Genomic DNA, 19,819 nt, shown 5'->3' with positions numbered 1-19,819 from the left:
AAAACCGGACAACCGGTTTGAGGAGTATGGGAATGAAAGGTACTGTTTTTGCCGTAGCGCTAAACCACCAGAGCCAGCGTGCAGCCTGGGCTGAAGCGTTTGAAAAAGCCCCCTATAACGCGCCGCCAAAAACGGCGGTGTGGTTTATCAAGCCACATAACACCGTTATTCGCGCAGGCGAGCCGATTCCCTTCCCGCAGGGAGAAACCGTGTTAAGCGGCGCAACGGTGGCGCTGGTGGTGGGCAAAACCGCCAGCAAAGTACGCGTTGAAGAGGCGGCGGCGTACATCGCTGGCTACGCGCTGGCCAACGAAATCAGCCTGCCGGAAGAGAGCTTCTATCGCCCGGCGATTAAAGCCAAATGCCGGGATGGATTTTGCCCGCTCGGCGAACCTGTCGCCGTTGATAACGTGGACAACCTGACCATCATCACCGAGATCAACGGACGCGAAGCGGACCACTGGAACACGGCCGATCTGCACCGCAACGCCGCCGAACTGCTGAGCGCCCTGAGCGAATTTGCCACCCTGAACCCCGGCGATGCGATATTGCTCGGTACTCCGCAAAGCCGCGTCGAAATTCGCCCGGGCGATCGGGTACGCATTCTGGCAGAAGGATTTCCGCCACTGGAAAACCCGGTAGTGGCGGAACGCGATGTTACCATCGCTTCGCGCACGCCGCCGCACGCCACGCTGTTCGCCCTCGGCCTGAACTACGCCGACCACGCCAGCGAGCTGGACTTCAAGCCCCCCACCGAACCGCTGGTGTTTATCAAAGCGCCGAACACCTTTAACGGCGACAACCAGACCTCGGTGCGCCCAGACAACATTGAATACATGCATTACGAAGCCGAGCTGGTGGTGGTCATCGGCAAAACCGCGCGCAAGGTCAGCGAAGCCGAGGCGATGGAGTATGTTGCGGGCTACACGGTGTGCAACGACTACGCCATCCGCGATTATCTCGAAAACTACTATCGCCCGAACCTGCGGGTGAAAAGCCGCGACGGGCTGACCCCCATCAGCCCGAACGTGGTGCCAAAAGAAGCCATTCCTGACCCGCACAACCTTCGTCTTCGCACCTACGTCAACGGTGAACTGCGTCAGGAAGGCACCACGGCAGACCTGATCTTCAGCATCCCCTACTTGATTGCGTATCTGAGCGATTTTATGACCCTGCAACCGGGCGACATGATTGCCACCGGCACGCCGAAGGGGCTGTCCGACGTGGTGCCGGGCGATGAGGTGGTGGTGGAAGTGGAAGGCGTAGGCCGCCTGGTAAACCGAATTGTCAGTGAGGAGACTGCAAAATGAAAAAGATTAACCACTGGATCAACGGGAAAAACGTCGCCGGAAGTGAGTACTTCCACACCACTAACCCGGCCTCCGGCGAAGTGCTGGCAGAAGTGGCCTCCGGCGGCGAAGCCGAAATCCATCAGGCCGTTGCCGCCGCCAAAGAGGCGTTCCCAAAATGGGCCAACCTGCCGATGAAGGAGCGCGCGCGCCTGATGCGTCGCCTGGGGGAGCTGATCGACCAGAACGTGCCGGACATTGCCGCGATGGAAACCGCCGACACCGGCCTGCCGATCCACCAGACCAAAAACGTGCTCATTCCGCGCGCCTCGCACAACTTCGAGTTCTTCGCCGAGGTGTGCCAGCAGATGAACGGCAAAACCTACCCGGTCGACGACAAGATGCTCAACTACACCCTCGTGCAGCCGGTAGGCGTTTGCGCGCTGGTGTCGCCGTGGAACGTGCCGTTTATGACCGCCACCTGGAAAGTCGCGCCCTGCCTGGCGCTCGGAAACACCGCGGTGCTGAAGATGTCTGAACTCTCCCCGCTGACCGCCGACCGTCTGGGCGAGCTGGCCCTCGAAGCGGGCATTCCGGCGGGCGTGCTGAACGTGGTGCAGGGCTATGGCGCCACGGCGGGCGACGCGCTGGTGCGTCATCATGACGTGCGTGCCGTCTCCTTCACCGGCGGCACCGCCACCGGGCGCAACATCATGAAAAACGCCGGGCTGAAGAAGTATTCCATGGAGCTGGGCGGCAAATCGCCGGTATTGATTTTTGAAGACGCGGACATCGAGCGCGCGCTGGACGCCGCTCTGTTTACCATCTTCTCCATCAACGGCGAACGCTGCACCGCCGGCTCGCGCATCTTCATTCAGCAGAGCATCTACCCGGAGTTCGTCAAACGCTTTGCCGAGCGCGCCAATCGCCTGCGCGTGGGCGACCCGACCGATCCGAACACCCAGATTGGCGCGCTCATCAGCAAGCCACACTGGGAAAAAGTCTCCGGCTATATCCGCCTCGGTATTGAAGAGGGGGCAACCCTTCTGGCGGGCGGCCCGGACAAACCGACCGATCTGCCTGCGCACCTGAAAGGCGGCAACTTCCTGCGCCCGACCGTGCTGGCGGATGTCGATAACCGCATGCGCGTGGCGCAGGAAGAGATCTTCGGGCCGGTGGCCTGCCTGCTGCCGTTTAAGGACGAAGCGGAAGGGCTGCGCCTGGCGAACGACGTGGAGTATGGCCTGGCGTCGTACATCTGGACACAGGACGTCAGCAAAGTGCTGCGTCTGGCGCACAACATCGAAGCGGGCATGGTATTCGTTAACACCCAGAACGTGCGCGACCTGCGCCAGCCGTTTGGCGGCGTGAAGGCCTCCGGCACCGGACGTGAGGGCGGCGAGTACAGCTTCGAGGTCTTCGCGGAGATGAAGAACGTCTGCATCTCCATGGGCGACCATCCGATTCCAAAGTGGGGGATCTGATCATGGGAAAATTAGCGTTAGCGGCAAAAATCACCCACGTCCCGTCGATGTACCTCTCTGAGCTGCCGGGCAAAAACCACGGCTGCCGCCAGTCGGCCATCGACGGGCATAAAGAGATCAGCAAGCGCTGCCGCGAGCTGGGCGTGGACACCATTATCGTCTTCGACACCCACTGGCTGGTGAACAGCGCGTATCACATCAACTGCGCGGATCATTTCTCAGGCGTCTACACCAGCAACGAGCTGCCGCATTTTATTCGCGACATGACCTACGACTACGACGGCAACCCGGAACTCGGCCAGTTGATCGCCGACGAAGCGGTGAAGCTTGGCGTGCGCGCCAAGGCGCACAACATCCCGAGCCTGAAGCTGGAGTACGGCACGCTGGTGCCGATGCGCTACATGAACGCGGATAAGCACTTCAAAGTGGTCTCCATCTCGGCGTTCTGCACGGTTCACGACTTCGCCGACAGCCGCAGGCTGGGCGAGGCCATCGTCAGCGCCATCGAAAAATACGACGGCACCGTGGCGGTGCTCGCCAGCGGCTCGCTGTCGCACCGCTTTATCGACGACCAGCGCGCGGAGGAAGGGATGAACAGCTACACCCGCGAGTTTGATCGCCAGATGGACGAGCGGGTGGTCAAGCTGTGGCGCGAGGGTCAGTTCAAGGAATTTTGCAGCATGCTGCCGGAGTACGCCGACTACTGCTACGGCGAGGGCAACATGCACGACACGGTGATGCTGCTGGGAATGCTCGGCTGGGACAAATACGACGGTAAGGTGGAGTTTCTCACCGAGCTGTTCGCCAGCTCCGGCACCGGCCAGGTCAACGCCGTTTTCCCGCTGCCCGCGTAAGGAGCCACCATGCCGCATTTTATTGCTGAATGTACCGACAACATCCGCGAGCAGGCCGACCTGCCGGGGCTGTTCGCCAAAGTGAACGAGGCGCTCGCCGCCACGGGCATCTTCCCCATCGGCGGCATCCGCAGCCGCGCCCACTGGCTGGACACCTGGCAGATGGCCGACGGTAAGCACGATTACGCCTTTGTGCATATGACGCTGAAGATCGGCGCGGGGCGCAGCCTGGAGAGCCGGAAAGAGGTCGGTGAAATGCTGTTTGCGCTGATTAAAGATCATTTCGCAGCGCTGATGAACAGCCGGTATCTGGCGCTGTCGTTCGAGCTCGACGAGCTACACCCGACGCTCAATTACAAGCAGAACAACGTGCACGCGTTGTTTAAGTAGCCGTTTGCTCGCCCGGTGGCGCTGCGCTTACCGGGCCTACAACGACCCCAAACCGTAGGCCGGGTAAGCGCAGCGCCACCCGGCAACAGCAGCACCGAACCGTAGGCCGGGTAAGCGAAGCGCCACCCGGCAACAGCCGCACAAAGGATACGCCATGCTCGACAAAAACACCCATACCCTGATCGCCCACCGCCTGCATCAGGCGGAACAATCCCGGGAGCAGATCCGCGCGATCTCGCTGGAATACCCGGAGATCACCATTGAAGACGCCTACGCCGTTCAGCGCGAATGGGTCAGCCTGAAGATCGCCGAAGGCCGCGTGCTGAAGGGCCACAAGATCGGCCTCACCTCCAAAGCGATGCAGGCCAGCTCGCAGATCAGCGAGCCGGACTACGGCGCGCTGCTGGACGATATGTTCTTCCACGACGGCAGCGACATTCCCGTGGATCGCTTTATCGTCCCGCGCATCGAAGTAGAGCTGGCCTTCGTGCTGGCAAAACCGCTGCGCGGCCCGAACTGCACGATCTTCGACGTCTACAACGCCACGGATTACGTCATCCCCGCTCTGGAGCTGATCGACGCGCGCTGCCATAACATCGACCCGGAAACCCAGCGCCCACGCAAGGTGTTCGACACCATCTCCGATAACGCCGCCAACGCGGGTGTGATCCTCGGCGGCCGCCCGATTAAACCCGACGAGCTGGATCTGCGCTGGATCTCCGCCCTGCTCTACCGCAACGGCGTGATCGAAGAGACCGGGGTCGCCGCAGGCGTACTTAACCACCCGGCGAACGGCGTGGCGTGGCTGGCGAACAAACTCGCGCCGTACGACGTGCAGCTTGAGCCAGGCCAGATCATCCTCGGCGGCTCGTTTACCCGCCCGGTTGCCGCCAGCAGAGGCGACACCTTCCACGTCGACTACGGCAACATGGGCTCGATTAGCTGCCGCTTTGTGTAGGAGTGCACCATGGAAAACGCATTTAAGACCGCGCTGAAAGCCGGAAAGCCGCAAATCGGCCTGTGGCTGGGGCTGACCAGCAGCTACAGCGCTGAGCTACTTGCCGGGGCCGGTTTTGACTGGCTGCTGATCGACGGGGAGCACGCGCCGAACAGCGTGCAGACCGTCCTGACTCAGCTCCAGGCCATCGCCCCTTATCCCAGCCAGCCGGTGGTGCGCCCGTCGTGGAACGATCCGGTGCAGATCAAGCAGCTGCTGGACGTGGGGGCGCAAACCCTGCTGGTGCCGATGGTGCAAAACGCCGACGAAGCCCGTCTGGCGGTGAGCGCCACCCGTTATCCGCCTGCCGGCATTCGCGGCGTCGGCAGCGCGCTGGCGCGGGCGTCGCGCTGGAACCGCATCCCGGATTACCTGCAACAGGCTAACGACGCCATGTGCGTGCTGGTGCAGATCGAAACCCGCGAGGCGCTGAAAAACCTGCCGCAGATCCTGGACGTGGAAGGGGTAGACGGCGTGTTTATCGGCCCGGCGGATCTGAGCGCCGACATGGGCTTCGCCGGTAATCCGCAGCACCCGGAGGTGCAGGCCGCCATTGAACAGGCGATCGCGCAGATCCTCAGCGCGGGCAAAGCGCCCGGCATCCTGATGGCGAATGAACAGCTGGCAAAACGCTATCTCAGCCTCGGCGCGTTGTTTGTCGCGGTCGGCGTGGATACCACCCTGCTCGCCCGCAGCGCCGAAGCGCTGGCGGCCCGCTTTACCGACGTCACCACAGCAGTTGATAACAATAAATCCGTCTACTAAACGTACGATGTGGAGCGCAACATGACGACCTCAACCCTGCATACTAAAGCTGTTGAACATCGCGTTATTAATAAGCTGTTCCGTCGTTTGATCGTGTTTCTTTTTATCCTGTTTGTTTTCTCGTTTCTCGATCGCATCAACATCGGCTTTGCCGGGCTGACGATGGGCAAAGATCTGGGCCTCACGTCGACCATGTTTGGCCTGGCTGCGACCCTGTTTTATGTGACCTACGTGCTGTGCGGGATCCCCAGCAACATCATGCTGGCGAAGGTCGGCGCCCGCCGCTGGATCGCCGGGATCATGGTGGTGTGGGGCATCGCCTCTACCTGCACCATGTTCGCCACCAGCCCCGAAACGCTCTATGTCCTGCGCATGCTGGTGGGCATTGCCGAGGCTGGCTTCCTGCCGGGCATTCTGGTCTATCTCACCTGGTGGTTCCCGGCGTATCACCGCGCCCGCGCCAACTCGCTGTTTATGATCGCCATGCCGGTGACCATGATGCTCGGTTCGATCCTCTCCGGGTACATTCTGGCAATGGACGGGCTGTGGAACCTGAAGGGCTGGCAGTGGCTGTTCCTGCTGGAGGGGCTGCCGTCGGTGGTGCTCGGCGTGGTGACCTGGTTCTACCTTAACGACACGCCGGATCAGGCCACCTGGCTGGATGATGACGAAAAGCAGGCACTCAAAACGATGATCGCCCGCGAGCAGGAGCTGGCCATTGCGCACGTCGCCACGCCGCGCTCGACGCTGCGCGAGGTGCTGACGCCCGCCGTGCTGCTCTACACGCTGGCCTACTTCTGCCTGACGAATACGCTGAGCGCGATCAACATCTGGACGCCGCAGATCCTGCAAAGCTTCAACACCGGCAGCAGCAATATCGTCATCGGCCTGCTGGCGGCGATCCCGCAGTTTTGCACCATCCTCGGGATGATCTGGTGGAGCCGCCGCTCCGACAGGCTGAAAGAGCGAAAAAAGCACACCATCCTGCCGTATCTGTTTGCCGCGGCGGGATGGATGCTGGCCTCGGCGACCGATCACAGCCTGATCCAGCTGCTTGGCATCATCATGGCCTCAACCGGATCGTTTACCGCCATGGCGATATTCTGGACCACGCCGGATCAGGTTATTAGCCTGCAATCCCGCGCGGTGGCGCTGGCGGTGATCAACGCCATCGGCAACGTCGGGTCTGCCGTCAGCCCATTGCTGATTGGTATTCTGCGCGACGCGACCGGCAGCTTCAGCTCGGGACTGTGGTTCGTGGCGGGTCTGCTGGTGGTGGGCGCACTGGTGCTGACGCGCATTCCGATGACGCAGCGGGATCAACAGAGGAACGATCATGTGCCAGAGCCCCATCGCCAACATTGATATCAGCAAAGATTACGACGAAAGTCTGGGCACCGACGACGTGCACTATCAGTCGTTCGCCCGCATGGCGGCCTTTTTTGGCCGCGACATGCAGGCGCACCGCCACGACCAGTATTTTCAGATGCATTTTCTCGACACCGGGCAGATTGAGCTCCAGCTTGACGACCACCGTTACTCGGTGCAGGCGCCGCTGTTCGTGCTAACGCCACCGTCGGTGCCGCACGCGTTTATCACCGAATCCGACAGCGACGGCCACGTGCTGACGGTACGCGAGGATCTCATCTGGCCGCTGTTAGAAGTGCTCTACCCCGGCACGCGGGAAGCGTTCGGCCTGCCGGGGATCTGCCTGTCGCTTGCCGACAAGCCTGACGAGCTGGCGGCGCTGAAGCACTACTGGCAGCTGATTGCCCGGGAATCCACGGAACAGCTGCCGGGCCGTGAGCATACGCTGGTCCTGCTGGCGCAGGCGGTCTTTACCCTGCTGCTGCGCAACGCGAAGCTCGACGACCACGCGTCAGGCGGCATGCGCGGTGAGCTGAAGCTTTTTCAGCGCTTTAACCAGCTGACAGATGCTCATTACCACGAGCACTGGACGGTGCCGGAATACGCCAGCGAACTGCATCTCACCGAATCCCGCCTGACCGATATCTGCCGCCGCTTTGCCAACCGCTCGCCGAAACGGCTGATCTTCGATCGTCAGCTGCGGGAAGCCAGACGTTTACTGCTGTTTTCCGACAGCACCGTGAGCGAAATTGCCTGGCAGCTGGGTTTTAAAGATCCGGCCTATTTCGCCCGTTTTTTTAACCGACTGACGGGGTGCTCACCCAGCGCGTACCGGGCGCAGAAAGTACCGGTATCGCCTGTTCCCCTCACCCCTGCCCTCTCCCAAAGGGAGAGGGAGTAACCGTCCCCTCTCCCTTTGGGAGAGGGTTAGGGTGAGGGAAATCACACTCTGCGATCTCTCGCGAAAAGTACCTGCCGTTGTCCCAATCGTCCCTTCACGTTTCGCCCCTCTCAAGCTTCAATTAAACAACAAAAACAAAACATAAATTTAACAATCATCTTCCGATACGAGGTCCCTATGAAGCCTGAAGATTTCCGCGCTGATGCCAAACGTCCGTTAACCGGTGAAGAGTATTTAAAAAGCCTGCAAGATGGCCGTGAGATTTATATCTACGGCGAGCGCGTTAAGGACGTCACTACCCACCCGGCATTTCGCAATGCGGCGGCGTCCATCGCCCAGATGTACGATGCCCTGCACAAGCCAGACATGCAGGATACCCTCTGCTGGGGCACCGACACCGGCAGCGGCGGCTACACCCATAAATTCTTCCGCGTGGCGAAAAGCGCCGACGATCTGCGCCAGCAGCGCGACGCTATCGCCGAGTGGTCGCGCCTGAGCTACGGCTGGATGGGGCGTACGCCGGACTACAAAGCCGCGTTCGGCTGCGCGCTCGGCGCTAACCCTGCCTTCTACGGTCAGTTCGAGCAGAACGCCCGCAACTGGTACACCCGTATTCAGGAAACCGGCCTGTACTTTAACCACGCCATCGTCAACCCACCGATCGATCGCCATAAACCGGCGGACGAGGTGAAAGACGTTTACATCAAGCTGGAGAAAGAGACCGACGCCGGGATCATCGTCAGCGGCGCGAAAGTGGTGGCCACTAACTCGGCATTAACCCATTACAACATGATCGGTTTTGGCTCGGCACAGGTGATGGGCGAAAACCCGGACTTCGCGCTGATGTTCGTCGCGCCGATGGATGCCGAAGGGGTGAAGCTGATCTCCCGCGCCTCTTACGAGATGGTGGCAGGGGCGACCGGCTCTCCGTACGACTACCCGCTCTCCAGCCGCTTTGACGAGAACGACGCCATTCTGGTGATGGATCATGTGCTGATCCCGTGGGAAAACGTGCTGATCTACCGCGATTTCGACCGCTGCCGTCGCTGGACGATGGAAGGTGGCTTCGCCCGCATGTACCCGCTTCAGGCCTGCGTGCGTCTGGCAGTGAAGCTCGACTTCATCACCGCTCTGCTGAAGAAGTCGCTGGAGTGTACCGGCACCCTCGAGTTCCGCGGCGTGCAGGCGGATCTCGGCGAAGTAGTGGCGTGGCGCAACATGTTCTGGGCGCTGAGCGACTCCATGTGCTCCGAAGCCACGCCGTGGGTAAACGGCGCGTATCTGCCTGACCACGCGGCGTTACAGACCTACCGCGTGATGGCGCCAATGGCCTATGCGAAGATCAAGAACATCATCGAACGTAACGTGACCTCCGGGCTGATCTACCTGCCGTCCAGCGCGCGGGACCTGAATAACCCGCAGATCGACCAGTACCTGGCGAAGTACGTGCGCGGCTCCAACGGAATGGATCATGTCGAACGCATCAAGATTCTGAAACTGATGTGGGATGCCATCGGCAGCGAGTTTGGCGGACGTCACGAGCTGTACGAAATCAACTACTCCGGTAGCCAGGATGAGATCCGCCTGCAATGCCTGCGTCAGGCGCAAAGCTCCGGCAACATGGACAAGATGATGGCGATGGTTGACCGCTGCATGTCCGAGTACGACCAGCACGGCTGGACCGTACCGCACCTGCACAACAACACTGATATCAACATGCTGGATAAGCTGCTGAAATAACGCAGCGGGAGGTTTCAATGCAATCTGAAGAACGCCTGCGTTTTCGCGACGCGATGGCCAGCCTGTCGGCGGCGGTGAATGTGGTCACTACCGAGGGCGATGCGGGTCGCTGCGGCATTACCGCCACCGCCGTCTGCTCGGTCACGGACACCCCACCTTCGGTCATGGTTTGCATCAACGCTAACAGCGCCATGAACCCGGTCTTCCAGGGCAACGGCAAACTGTGCGTCAACGTGCTGAACCACGAGCAGGAGATCATGGCTCGCCACTTTGCCGGGATGACCGGCATGGCAATGGAGGAGCGCTTTGCTCTCTCCTGCTGGCAGAAAGGACCGCTGGCGCAGCCGGTGCTGAAAGGCGCTCTGGCAAGCCTGGAAGGTGAGATAACCCAGGTGCAAACCATCGGCACCCATCTGGTCTACCTTGTGGAGATTAAGAACATCATCCTCAGCAGCGAGGGGCACGGCCTGATCTACTTCAAACGCCGTTTCCACCCGGTGATGATGGAGATGGAAGCCGCAGTTTGAGCCCGTTGCACAAAAAAACGTTAAGGTTTCCGCAAAGGTGCGCCGTTAACTATCCATAAGATAAATTTTCCGGGGCGGCTGGCGACGTCGTCAGCCGCCCCCTTAACGCTGGAAAGTCTTATGGCCCCTTCACCCCGAAGCCGCTCGGCTGAACGTCTGGTTGAAATCATTATTGCCCTTCACCGCAACGGAAGCGTTAATCGCCGCGATCTGATGCATAAATTTGGCATTACCGAACGCACGGTGTACCGCGATTTACAGGCGCTTTCCCCGATTATCGAACACGACGGCAAAGGGCGCTATCAGCTGCTGCCTGCGTATCAGCCCTGCCGCTGCGTGCACTGCCCTGAAGCGAACGACGAAACCCCACAGGGTTAGATTATTCTCAGTGATCTCAATCACATATTTTCTTCCGCCGGGGGTGAGCCTTAACCACTCACCCTCGCTTTTGACCGCTCACGCATCGCTTTCAACCACTCACCTATTTACCGTGCTTTACACGCGCGAGGATCTGGCACGATCGCTCCAGCATTAATCAACACCTCCTCACAACGAACCCTGACCCTTTTTTCTTTACATAAAAAACCAGGTCTTATTATGGATACTAAAAAACTACTTAAGCACGTGCCCTGGGCCATACTCGGGATCATCGGTGCTTTCTGTCTGGCGGTTGTCGCATTACGCCGGGGCGAGCACGTCAGCGCCCTGTGGATCGTGGTCGCGTCGGTTTCCGTCTATCTTGTGGCTTATCGCTACTACAGCTTGTACATCGCGCAGAAGGTCATGAAGCTCGACCCGACGCGCGCCACCCCGGCGGTCATTAACAACGACGGCCTGAACTACGTGCCAACCAACCGTTACGTGCTGTTTGGTCACCACTTCGCCGCCATTGCAGGCGCGGGTCCGCTGGTCGGTCCGGTGCTGGCTGCGCAGATGGGCTACCTGCCGGGTACGCTCTGGCTGCTGGCGGGCGTGGTGCTGGCGGGAGCGGTGCAGGACTTTATGGTGCTGTTTATCTCCTCGCGCCGTAACGGTTCGTCGCTGGGCGAGATGATCAAAGAGGAGATGGGCCGCGTGCCGGGCACCATCGCCCTGTTCGGCTGCTTCCTGATCATGATCATCATCCTGGCGGTGCTGGCCCTGATCGTGGTGAAAGCGCTGGCCGAAAGTCCGTGGGGCGTCTTCACCGTCTGCTCTACCGTACCGATTGCGCTGTTCATGGGCATTTACATGCGCTTCCTGCGCCCTGGCCGCGTTGGCGAGGTGTCGGTCATCGGTATCGTGCTGCTGGTTGCCTCGATCTACTTCGGTGGCGTGATTGCGCACGACCCGTACTGGGGCCCGGCGCTGACCTTTAAAGACACCACCATCACCTTCGCGCTGATCGGTTACGCGTTCATCTCAGCGCTGCTGCCGGTGTGGCTGATTCTGGCCCCGCGTGACTACCTGGCGACCTTCCTGAAAATCGGCGTTATCGTCGGGCTGGCCATTGGTATTGTGATCATCAACCCGGAGCTGAAAATGCCGGCGGTGACCCAGTACATTGACGGTACCGGTCCGCTGTGGAAAGGCGCCCTGTTCCCGTTCCTGTTTATCACCATCGCCTGCGGCGCCGTATCTGGCTTCCACGCGCTGATCTCCTCTGGCACCACGCCGAAGCTGATGGCCAACGAAACCGACGCGCGCTTCATCGGTTATGGCGCGATGCTGATGGAATCCTTCGTGGCGATCATGGCGCTGGTTGCGGCATCGATTATCGAGCCAGGCCTGTACTTTGCGATGAACACCCCACCAGCAGGTCTCGGTATCACCATGCCAAACCTGCATGAGATGGGCGGCGAAAATACCGCGCTGATCATGGCGCAGCTGAAAGACGCCAGCGCACACGCGGCGGCGACCGTCAGCTCCTGGGGCTTCGTGATTTCGCCTGAGCAAATCATGCAGACCGCGAAAGACATCGGCGAACCGTCCGTGCTGAACCGCGCAGGTGGCGCGCCAACGCTGGCGGTGGGTATCGCACACGTATTCCACAAAGTGCTGCCATGGGCGGACATGGGCTTCTGGTATCACTTCGGTATTCTGTTTGAAGCGCTGTTCATCCTCACCGCGCTGGATGCCGGTACGCGTGCAGGCCGCTTCATGTTGCAGGATCTGCTGGGTAACTTCGTGCCATTCCTGAAGAAAACCGACTCTCTGGTGGCCGGTGTTCTGGGCACTGCGGGCTGCGTAGGCCTGTGGGGTTACCTGCTGTATCAGGGCGTTGTTGACCCGCTGGGCGGCGTGAAGAGCCTGTGGCCGCTGTTCGGTATCTCTAACCAGATGCTGGCGGCTGTGGCCCTGGTGCTGGGTACCGTTGTCCTCGTGAAGATGAAACGCACCAAATACATCTGGGTCACCGTGGTGCCTGCGCTGTGGCTGCTGCTCTGCACTACCTGGGCGCTGGGTCTGAAACTGTTCAGCACCAACCCGCAGCTGGAAGGCTTCTTCTTCATGGCTAACCAGTACAAAGAGAAGATTGCCGCAGGCGGCGCGGATCTGACCGCGCAGCAGATTGCCAACATGAACCATATCGTGGTGAACAACTACACCAACGCGGGTCTGAGCATTCTGTTCCTGGTGGTGGTGTACAGCATTATCTTCTACGGCATCAAAACCTGGATGAAAGTGCGTAACGTTGAGGGCCGTACGGACAAAGAGACCCCGTACGTACCGGTGCCAGAAGGCGGCGTGAAGACTTCTTCACACCATTAATAAAATGGCGGGTGGCGCTGCGCTGACCCGCCCTACAACGGTACTGTAGGCCCGGTAAGCGTAGCGCCACCGGGCTTTTTCTTATCAGGACACGTTATGTTTGGTAACTTAGGTGAAGCGAAAAAATACCTTGGTCAGGCGGCGAAAATGCTGATTGGCATTCCGGACTATGACAACTACGTTGAGCATATGAAGACCAATCATCCGGATAAGCCCTACATGACCTACACTGAATTCTTCCGCGAGCGTCAGGAAGCGCGCTACGGCGGAAGTGGAGAAGGCGGCGTCCGCTGCTGCTAAAGGAGAAACCATGACCCCGATTGCCGTTACCCTGCTGACCGGTTTCCTCGGCGCCGGTAAAACCACCCTGCTGCGCCACATCCTGAATGAACAGCACGGCTTCAAAATCGCCGTCATTGAAAACGAATTTGGCGAAGTCTCCGTTGACGATCAGCTGATTGGCGACCGCGCCACGCAGATCAAAACCCTGACCAACGGCTGCATCTGCTGCACCCGCTCTAACGAATTAGAAGACGCCCTGCTGGACCTGCTCGACAGCCGCGATCGCGGTGACATCGACTTCGACCGTCTGGTGATCGAGTGCACCGGCATGGCCGACCCCGGCCCGATTATTCAGACCTTTTTCTCCCATGAGATCCTCTGCCAGCGCTACCTGCTGGACGGCGTCATCGCTCTGGTGGATGCGGTCCATGCCGACGAGCAGATGAACCAGTTCACCATCGCCCAGTCCCAGGTTGGCTACGCCGACCGCATCCTGCTGACCAAAACCGACGTGGCGGGTGAAAGTGAAAAACTGCGCGAGCGCCTGACGCGCATCAACTCGCGTGCGCCAGTTTACACGGTGACGCATGGCGATATCGATCTCGCTCAGCTGTTCAACACCAACGGCTTTATGCTGGAAGAGAACGTCACCGCGAAACCGCGCTTCCACTTTATGTCCGACAATCAAAACGACGTGGCGTCGATTGTGGTGGAGCTGGACTACCCGGTGGACATCAGCGAGGTCTCCCGCGTGATGGAGAACCTGCTGCTGTCATTTGCCGACAAGCTGCTGCGCTATAAAGGGATGCTGTGGATCGACGGCGAGCCGAACCGCCTGCTGTTCCAGGGCGTGCAGCGCCTGTACAGCGCCGACTGGGATCGCCCGTGGGGCGATGAAGCGCCGCACAGCGTGATGGTGTTTATTGGAATACAGCTGCCGGAAGAGGAAATTCGGGCAGCGTTTGCGGCGCTGAAGAAATAACCGCACCGATTATCCCCTCTCCCCCGCGGGGAGAGGGTTAGGGTGAGGGGGAAACTTATTTCAACGCCTCCGGCAGCGTTACAATCCACAGTTCGCTGTCGGACTCCGGTTTCTTCAACGGCTTCACGCTGAGGGTGGTTTCAACCGGTTTGTCATCCAGCGTCAGCGCCCCCTGCGCGTTCACCCGATAATCCTTGAGCTTCTTGCCCTCGACTGGCTTCTGCATCGCCACCTTCACGCCAAAGTCATTATCGTTCGCTACCGCCAGCGTTTTACTGTCAATCAGCGCCAGTCCTTCGGCCTTTTCCTGCTGCCAGCCCAGCGCACGCAGATCGACCACCTGCGTTTTTTCCGCAAGGGTGATGCCGCGCTGCGCCAGCGTTTTCTCATCATCAAACTCCGGGTATTCGCCCGGCTTGTCGAAGGCGGTCAGATCGCTCGCCTTGCTCAGATCCACCCTGTAGATGAGGTTACGCATTGCGTCATTTTTATCCTCACCCTGTTCTATCAGCAGGATGGTGTGGTTATCCAGCGCCACTATGTCACCGATTTTGGCGTCGCTGTTTTTGCTGTAGGCCGCGCTGTCGATGGGGTAGCCGTACATCGCGGTTTTCCCGGTCGCCGGATCGAAGCTGACCAGACGGGTAAACAGCGCCTGTTTTTTGCTCTTCCCGTCGATATCCAGCGTGCTTTGCACGGCGGCGATAATGCGTCCGTCCGGCATGCGGGTCAGCCCTTCGAAGCCCCGGTTTGCCTGACGCCATTTGATAACGTTTGGCAGACCACCCGCGATGGACTTCTCCCCTTCCGCCGCCTGCGGGCCGTGGATCGCGAGGATTTTCCCTTTCCCGTCGATGTTAATCAGGAACGGGCCATACTCATCGCACAGCCAGTAGCCGCCCTTCCCGTCCGGCGTGATGCCTTCCGTATCCAGCCCGCGGTTATCGCCTTTCAGCACTTTTAAGGTGTCGCTTAGCGCGATTTCATTGGTGGAGCCAATCACGCCGCTTTGCAGCGGCAGGCCGTTGATCTCGCCTTTATCGTCATGCAGCGGACGCGCGTCCACGGCCTCCGCTTTACCGTTTTGCACGCGAATCGTCATCAGCAGCGGGGCGAAATCCGGAGTAACAAAGATTTTGGCATCATTTTTCCCCATTTTTGGCGAGTCCGCGTTAGGACCGCGATCGGTCACGGTCGCAAACGTCAGCGCATCGCCCTGCTTGCCCATGAATAACAAACCCGAACCAATACCCACCGGGAGCCCGTTCGGGAATGCGCTGGCAAACGCACCGCTGTATTTAACATGCGCGCCTTCGGGAAAGCTGACGACGTAGCGCTCCGCGGTTGGCTGTGCCGCCAGGCCAGAGAAAGAGAGCGCACAACCGATTAGCACAGGAATAATTTTTCTTTTCATATTGTTAGCATCCAGAAAGTGAAGCCAACAACGTAATGAAGAAACGTGTCAGAAAAATGACATGTAAAGGCCCGGAGGGACGTATATCAATCACCAGAAATGTAAACCTCTGTCTTTATCTGTGTCAGCTGATATACTTTTGGAAATTATTAGAAACCCAATTAATTCATGGCGAAGGACTATTTGCGCCTCGTTCATTTTACGTTTAGCCAGAAATGTAAACTGTCCCTAAACGCGAATGTATTGGGCATTGACGATTTGCCATATAAACAATTCACCAACATTTACCATTCAAAAACCCAACATAAACAGCATAAAAATGCGAGACATATCACATTTGCAGTCATAAACATCGCTTGTTAAGGTGCCCTCAGATTAATTTAATGACGAGGAAACACTCATGAAAAAACTTAACGTCCTGATCCTTTCTGCTCTGACCGCCGTATCGGGCTCCGCACTGGCCATGGGTGGCAGCATTGAGCAGGGTAAAAACTTTACTAACCTCAATCTGGAAATGGGGAAATCCTCATCTGGCCTGTATGCGGAGAGCAACTGGCTGAAAAACACCGATGACGGCACCCAGACCGGCGGCGTTGGGGCAGGCTACAACCTGGAAGTGGGTCCGGTGATGCTGAACGCTGGCGCGAAAGCCATCTACATCGGCCCGAAAAAAGGCGATAACGGCGTGGCATTCCCGATTGGCGGCGGTGTTAACGTTGCGCTGACGGACAGCATTCACGTGTTTGGTGAAGGTTATGTGGCGCCAGACGGCCTGAACAACAGCGTGAAGAACTATGTTGAAGCTAACGGCGGCGTAAGCTGGACGCCAGTCAAACCTGTCACGCTGAAAGTGGGCTATCGCCACGTGAGCGTAGACGGTAAAGACGGTCGTCCAAACCACACGCTGATCGACGGCGCATATGTAGGCGGTGGAGTGTCCTTCTAAGCCTGTTTGCGCGTTTCGCCCGGCGGCGCTACGCTTGCACGGGCCTACAATGAAAGGTGCAATGTATTAAAATTATTGCACATTGCAGGCCGGGTAAGCGCAGCGCCACCCGGCAAGAAAGGCGATGCGACCGTTAATGGCAAACCTGCCGGATGGCAGGTTTTTTATTACCGCATTACTTGCGAACGACCACCAGCTTCTGGTTCACAAACTCTTTGATCCCCAGGTCCGACAGCTCGCGTCCGTAACCCGAACGTTTTACGCCGCCGAACGGCAGCTCTGCCGCAGTGTCGGTGAGCCAGTTGATGTACACCATCCCGGTCTCAATGCGCGACGCCATTTTCTTCGCGCGCTCGATGTTCTGACTGAACACCGCGCCGCCCAGACCGTAGTGGGAGTCGTTCGCCAGGGCAACCGCCTCGTCGTCGTTTTTCACCACATAAATCTGCGCTACCGGACCAAAGAACTCTTCGAAATACGCCGGGTTATCGCGCGAGATATTGGTCAGGATGGTCGGCTCAAAGAAGCTCCCGTCACGCTGCACTGGCTTGCCGCCATAGTGCAGCTTCGCGCCATTTTTCACCGCCTCGTTAACCTGTTTAGTTAGCGTCTTCAGCGCGTCTTTGGATGACAAAGGCCCCAGCGTGGTGCTTTCGTCCAGCGGATCGCCAATTTTCACCTGCTTAAACGCCTCGGTGAATTTGCTCAGGAAGGCGTCTGCAATCTTTTCATGCAGGATAAAGCGTTTCGCAGCGGTACAGACCTGCCCGGCGTTATTAAGCCGCGCGTTAACGCCAATCTTCACGGCTTTCTCCAGATCCGCATCGTCCAGCACCACGAAGACGTCGTTCCCGCCCAGTTCCAGGGTCGATTTTTTGATGTGCTTCGCAGCCTGTGCCGCGACCACGCTGCCCGCTTTTTCTGAACCGGTCAGCGCTGCCCCCTGTACGCGATCGTCGGCGATGATGTTCGCCACCTGTTCGGACGAAATAAACAGGTTGGTCCACGCCCCTTCCGGCGCGCCCGCCTCACGTACCAGCTGTGCAAAGGTCTCTGCACAGTGCGGCACAATGCTGGCATGCTTGGCGATCACCGGGTTACCCGCTGCCAGGTTTGGCGCCAGAACGCGCATCAGCTGATAGTACGGGAAGTTCCATGGCTCGACGGCCATCAGCACGCCGATGGGGTGATGTTCAACCCATGCTTCCCCGAGTTCAGAGTCATACTTCACCGGGGCCAGGAACTGCTTCGCGTTGTCTGCATAGTAGCGGGCGATTTGCGCGCACAGCTTCACTTCGCCGCGGCTTTGTTCGATGAGCTTACCCATCTCCTGACTGGCGATTTTCGCCAGATCCTCCACGCGTTCGTCGATCAGGTCCGCCAGCTTATGCAGCACCGGCAGGCGCTGGCTTATGTCGCCCTTCGCCCAGTCGGAGTGATAGAGCGCATCGGCTGCCTTCAGCGCCGCTTCAACGTCTGCATCAGTGTGGGAGGGATATTCTTTGATGAGCTGGTTCGTGGCAGGATTTACTGTCTGGTAAGCCATATCGAATCTCCTTGTTTTACCGCTTAGGGTATTAAGGGTAGTCAATCTGACTGGCTATGAAGGTAAAATTGGGTATATACGGAGGGTTCTTAACAAGACGCTGCCAGGCGATGCGCAGACATGGTATAAAAAACGCTCACCACTGGAGTTCTTATGACCGATACCCGCCACATCCGCCAGACCTTCAACCGCGCAGCAGGCCTTGAGCTGCGCACTACGTGGCAGAGTACCCGGGCATACAAACGTCATTGCCATCCACAGCTCTCCATCGGCGCGATTGTGGAAGGCCAGACCTGCTGCGTAAGTCATGGCAATGCGTACGTTCTTGATCCCGGTGATCTTATTGTGATCCCGGCTTATGCCCCGCACAGCTGCAACCCCGTTGCCGGGAAACCGCGCAGTTACCATATGCTCTATATCGACACCGATCTTCCCCTGGCGCTACAGGTTATTCGCGATCCCACGCTCTTTAAGCGCTTTCTTGCCGTTGTCGGGACGATGTCCTCCGCATCCGTGGAGACCCTGCTTTCTGCCCTTCCCCGTTGCGCGGGTGAGATGAATGCGCCTCGCTCAACCAGCCAGCAGGTTCAGCAGGCGTTACTCTCCGACCTTGCCGCCCCCCCTTCCCTTGACGAACTCGCTCAACGATTCTCGCTGCGCAAGGAGACGCTGATCCGCACTTTCAGGCAGGATACCGGCCTGACGCCGGGCAGTTTCCTCAATATTTCGCGCGTGGAGTACGCCAAAGCGCGGCTGCGCGCGGGGGATGATATCGCCGACGTGGGCTACCAGAGCGGGTTTGCCGACCAGAGTCATTTTCATAAGACCTTCGTAAACTATACCGCCGCCACGCCGCGCCAGTACGCCACGGGCCGATCAATATCAGACAATAATCAGGATACGTAACGTCGTAAGGTGACCTCAGATTTGTCACTGAGGTCGCTATGGAACTGTTATTTCCCTCCGCTTTTCTTGCCCTGGCGCTGGCGCATTTTGTTGCCCTGTTAAGCCCGGGCCCGGATTTCTTCCTGCTGGTGGGCTACGCCGCCCGCTACCGGCTGCGCGGCAGCGCCGGATTGTGTCTCGGCATCGCCGCAGGTAACGGGTTGTATATCTTACTGGTGATTATCGGCTGGAGTGCGCTGCGCCAGTTTGGGTGGCTGTTTACGCTTATCGAACTGTCCGGCGCGCTGTACCTGCTGTGGATTGGCTCGCACCTTGTGCGCAGCCGCCCGCAGCCGCTGGCGCTGGAAGAAACCCATCAGCGCTGCCCTTCTCTGCGTAAGCAAATTCTGCTGGGGCTGGGTTCGGCGCTGTTAAATCCCAAAAACGCGTTGTTCTACCTGGCGCTGATGACCGCGTTACTCGGGCCGGACGTCACGCTGCTTCAGCAGGCGACCTGCGGTGTCTGGATGGTGATGATGGTGCTGGTATGGGATCTGGCGCTGGTATCGCTGATGGGGTTACCGGCGGTTCAGCGAAAGCTCAGCCGTTCGCTCTGGCTGATAGAGCGCACGGCGGGGGTGGTGTTGATGGGGTTTGGGGGGCTGTCTCTTATACACATCTCCGAGCCCACGAGACAT

General features: G+C 58.9%; 19 protein-coding genes. 17 read left to right on the top strand and 2 right to left on the bottom strand.

The annotated features are described in order from the left end of the window. The first annotated feature begins 32 nt into the window (after positions 1-32). The 14 genes from hpaG (at position 33) to yjiA (ending at position 14,330) form a co-directional block, all read left to right on the top strand. A complete protein-coding gene (gene hpaG, locus ACNQ0W_RS17565) occupies positions 33-1,310 on the top strand; it encodes a 4-hydroxyphenylacetate degradation bifunctional isomerase/decarboxylase (RefSeq protein WP_062932405.1) in 1,278 nt (425 codons plus the stop codon). Continuing rightward, positions 1,307-2,773, top strand: coding sequence for a 5-carboxymethyl-2-hydroxymuconate semialdehyde dehydrogenase (gene hpaE / locus ACNQ0W_RS17560; protein WP_062932406.1), 1,467 nt, complete (start codon positions 1,307-1,309; stop codon positions 2,771-2,773). The genes hpaG and hpaE overlap by 4 nt, the downstream gene beginning before the upstream one ends. Before the next feature lie 2 nt (positions 2,774-2,775). After that, positions 2,776-3,627 (top strand): 3,4-dihydroxyphenylacetate 2,3-dioxygenase, encoded by an 852-nt coding sequence (hpaD, locus tag ACNQ0W_RS17555; RefSeq protein WP_024908288.1) that lies wholly within the window; start codon positions 2,776-2,778, stop codon positions 3,625-3,627. 9 nt (positions 3,628-3,636) lie between these two features. Further along, positions 3,637-4,017 carry a 5-carboxymethyl-2-hydroxymuconate Delta-isomerase gene (locus ACNQ0W_RS17550; RefSeq protein ID WP_045339629.1) on the top strand — a complete coding sequence of 127 codons (381 nt, stop codon included), beginning with the start codon at positions 3,637-3,639 and terminating at the stop codon, positions 4,015-4,017. Positions 4,018-4,171: 154 nt separating this feature from the next. Further along, on the top strand, positions 4,172-4,975 hold the full coding sequence (gene hpaH / locus ACNQ0W_RS17545) for a 2-oxo-hept-4-ene-1,7-dioate hydratase (protein ID WP_062932407.1): 804 nt from the start codon (positions 4,172-4,174) through the stop codon (positions 4,973-4,975). Positions 4,976-4,984: 9 nt separating this feature from the next. Continuing rightward, entirely contained in the window at positions 4,985-5,779 is a 795-nt protein-coding gene (hpaI, locus tag ACNQ0W_RS17540; protein ID WP_062932408.1) for a 4-hydroxy-2-oxoheptanedioate aldolase, read from the top strand. A gap of 21 nt (positions 5,780-5,800) precedes the next feature. Beyond that, entirely contained in the window at positions 5,801-7,144 is a 1,344-nt protein-coding gene (gene hpaX / locus ACNQ0W_RS17535) for a 4-hydroxyphenylacetate permease (RefSeq protein WP_062932409.1), read from the top strand. Further along, positions 7,116-8,048, top strand: a complete 933-nt coding sequence (gene hpaA / locus ACNQ0W_RS17530) for a 4-hydroxyphenylacetate catabolism regulatory protein HpaA (protein ID WP_062932410.1) — start codon at positions 7,116-7,118, stop codon at positions 8,046-8,048. Before hpaX ends, hpaA begins: the two co-directional genes overlap by 29 nt. Positions 8,049-8,225: 177 nt before the next feature. Then, on the top strand, positions 8,226-9,788 hold the full coding sequence (gene hpaB, locus ACNQ0W_RS17525) for a 4-hydroxyphenylacetate 3-monooxygenase, oxygenase component (RefSeq protein ID WP_010427196.1): 1,563 nt from the start codon (positions 8,226-8,228) through the stop codon (positions 9,786-9,788). A 17-nt stretch (positions 9,789-9,805) separates the two neighbouring features. After that, on the top strand, positions 9,806-10,315 hold the full coding sequence (locus ACNQ0W_RS17520) for a 4-hydroxyphenylacetate 3-monooxygenase reductase subunit (protein ID WP_003856606.1): 510 nt from the start codon (positions 9,806-9,808) through the stop codon (positions 10,313-10,315). 120 nt (positions 10,316-10,435) lie between these two features. After that, positions 10,436-10,693, top strand: a complete 258-nt coding sequence (locus ACNQ0W_RS17515) for a DeoR family transcriptional regulator (protein ID WP_062932411.1) — start codon at positions 10,436-10,438, stop codon at positions 10,691-10,693. Between the two features lie 219 nt (positions 10,694-10,912). Further along, complete coding sequence (locus ACNQ0W_RS17510; RefSeq protein ID WP_047052543.1) at positions 10,913-13,066, top strand: carbon starvation CstA family protein; 2,154 nt, start codon at positions 10,913-10,915, stop codon at positions 13,064-13,066. A 96-nt stretch (positions 13,067-13,162) separates the two neighbouring features. Next, on the top strand, positions 13,163-13,366 hold the full coding sequence (locus ACNQ0W_RS17505) for a YbdD/YjiX family protein (protein ID WP_003856610.1): 204 nt from the start codon (positions 13,163-13,165) through the stop codon (positions 13,364-13,366). Between the two features lie 10 nt (positions 13,367-13,376). Then, positions 13,377-14,330 carry a GTPase gene (gene yjiA / locus ACNQ0W_RS17500; protein ID WP_062932412.1) on the top strand — a complete coding sequence of 318 codons (954 nt, stop codon included), beginning with the start codon at positions 13,377-13,379 and terminating at the stop codon, positions 14,328-14,330. 55 nt (positions 14,331-14,385) lie between these two features. Here the strand turns inward: yjiA and ACNQ0W_RS17495 are convergent, their stop codons facing one another. Beyond that, a complete protein-coding gene (locus ACNQ0W_RS17495) occupies positions 14,386-15,744 on the bottom strand; it encodes an esterase-like activity of phytase family protein (protein WP_062932413.1) in 1,359 nt (452 codons plus the stop codon). A 400-nt stretch (positions 15,745-16,144) separates the two neighbouring features. Here ACNQ0W_RS17495 and ACNQ0W_RS17490 point away from each other — a divergent pair, with 400 nt between their 5' ends. Then, the gene (locus ACNQ0W_RS17490) at positions 16,145-16,690 is read left to right on the top strand and encodes a YfaZ family outer membrane protein (protein ID WP_033486712.1); all 546 of its coding nucleotides are present in this window, start codon (positions 16,145-16,147) and stop codon (positions 16,688-16,690) included. Positions 16,691-16,865: 175 nt separating this feature from the next. On the opposite strand, the gene ACNQ0W_RS17485 is transcribed toward ACNQ0W_RS17490, so the two are convergent. Beyond that, entirely contained in the window at positions 16,866-18,236 is a 1,371-nt protein-coding gene (locus ACNQ0W_RS17485; RefSeq protein ID WP_062932414.1) for an NAD-dependent succinate-semialdehyde dehydrogenase, read from the bottom strand. Between the two features lie 153 nt (positions 18,237-18,389). Between ACNQ0W_RS17485 and ACNQ0W_RS17480 the strand changes: the two genes are divergently transcribed. Further along, positions 18,390-19,142: a helix-turn-helix domain-containing protein gene (locus ACNQ0W_RS17480; protein ID WP_062932415.1), complete on the top strand. Its 753-nt coding sequence runs from the start codon at positions 18,390-18,392 to the stop codon at positions 19,140-19,142. A gap of 38 nt (positions 19,143-19,180) precedes the next feature. Next, the coding region (locus tag ACNQ0W_RS17475) for a LysE family translocator (RefSeq protein WP_417933221.1) at positions 19,181-19,819 on the top strand (639 nt) is incomplete at its 3' end.

The sequence above is a fragment of the Enterobacter cloacae complex sp. 6730903 genome (genome assembly GCF_048283985.1).
GTDB lineage: Bacteria > Pseudomonadota > Gammaproteobacteria > Enterobacterales > Enterobacteriaceae > Enterobacter > Enterobacter hormaechei_C.
Note: the sequence above shows the minus strand (reverse complement) of the source record. Positions and strands in the feature narration are given on the sequence as shown.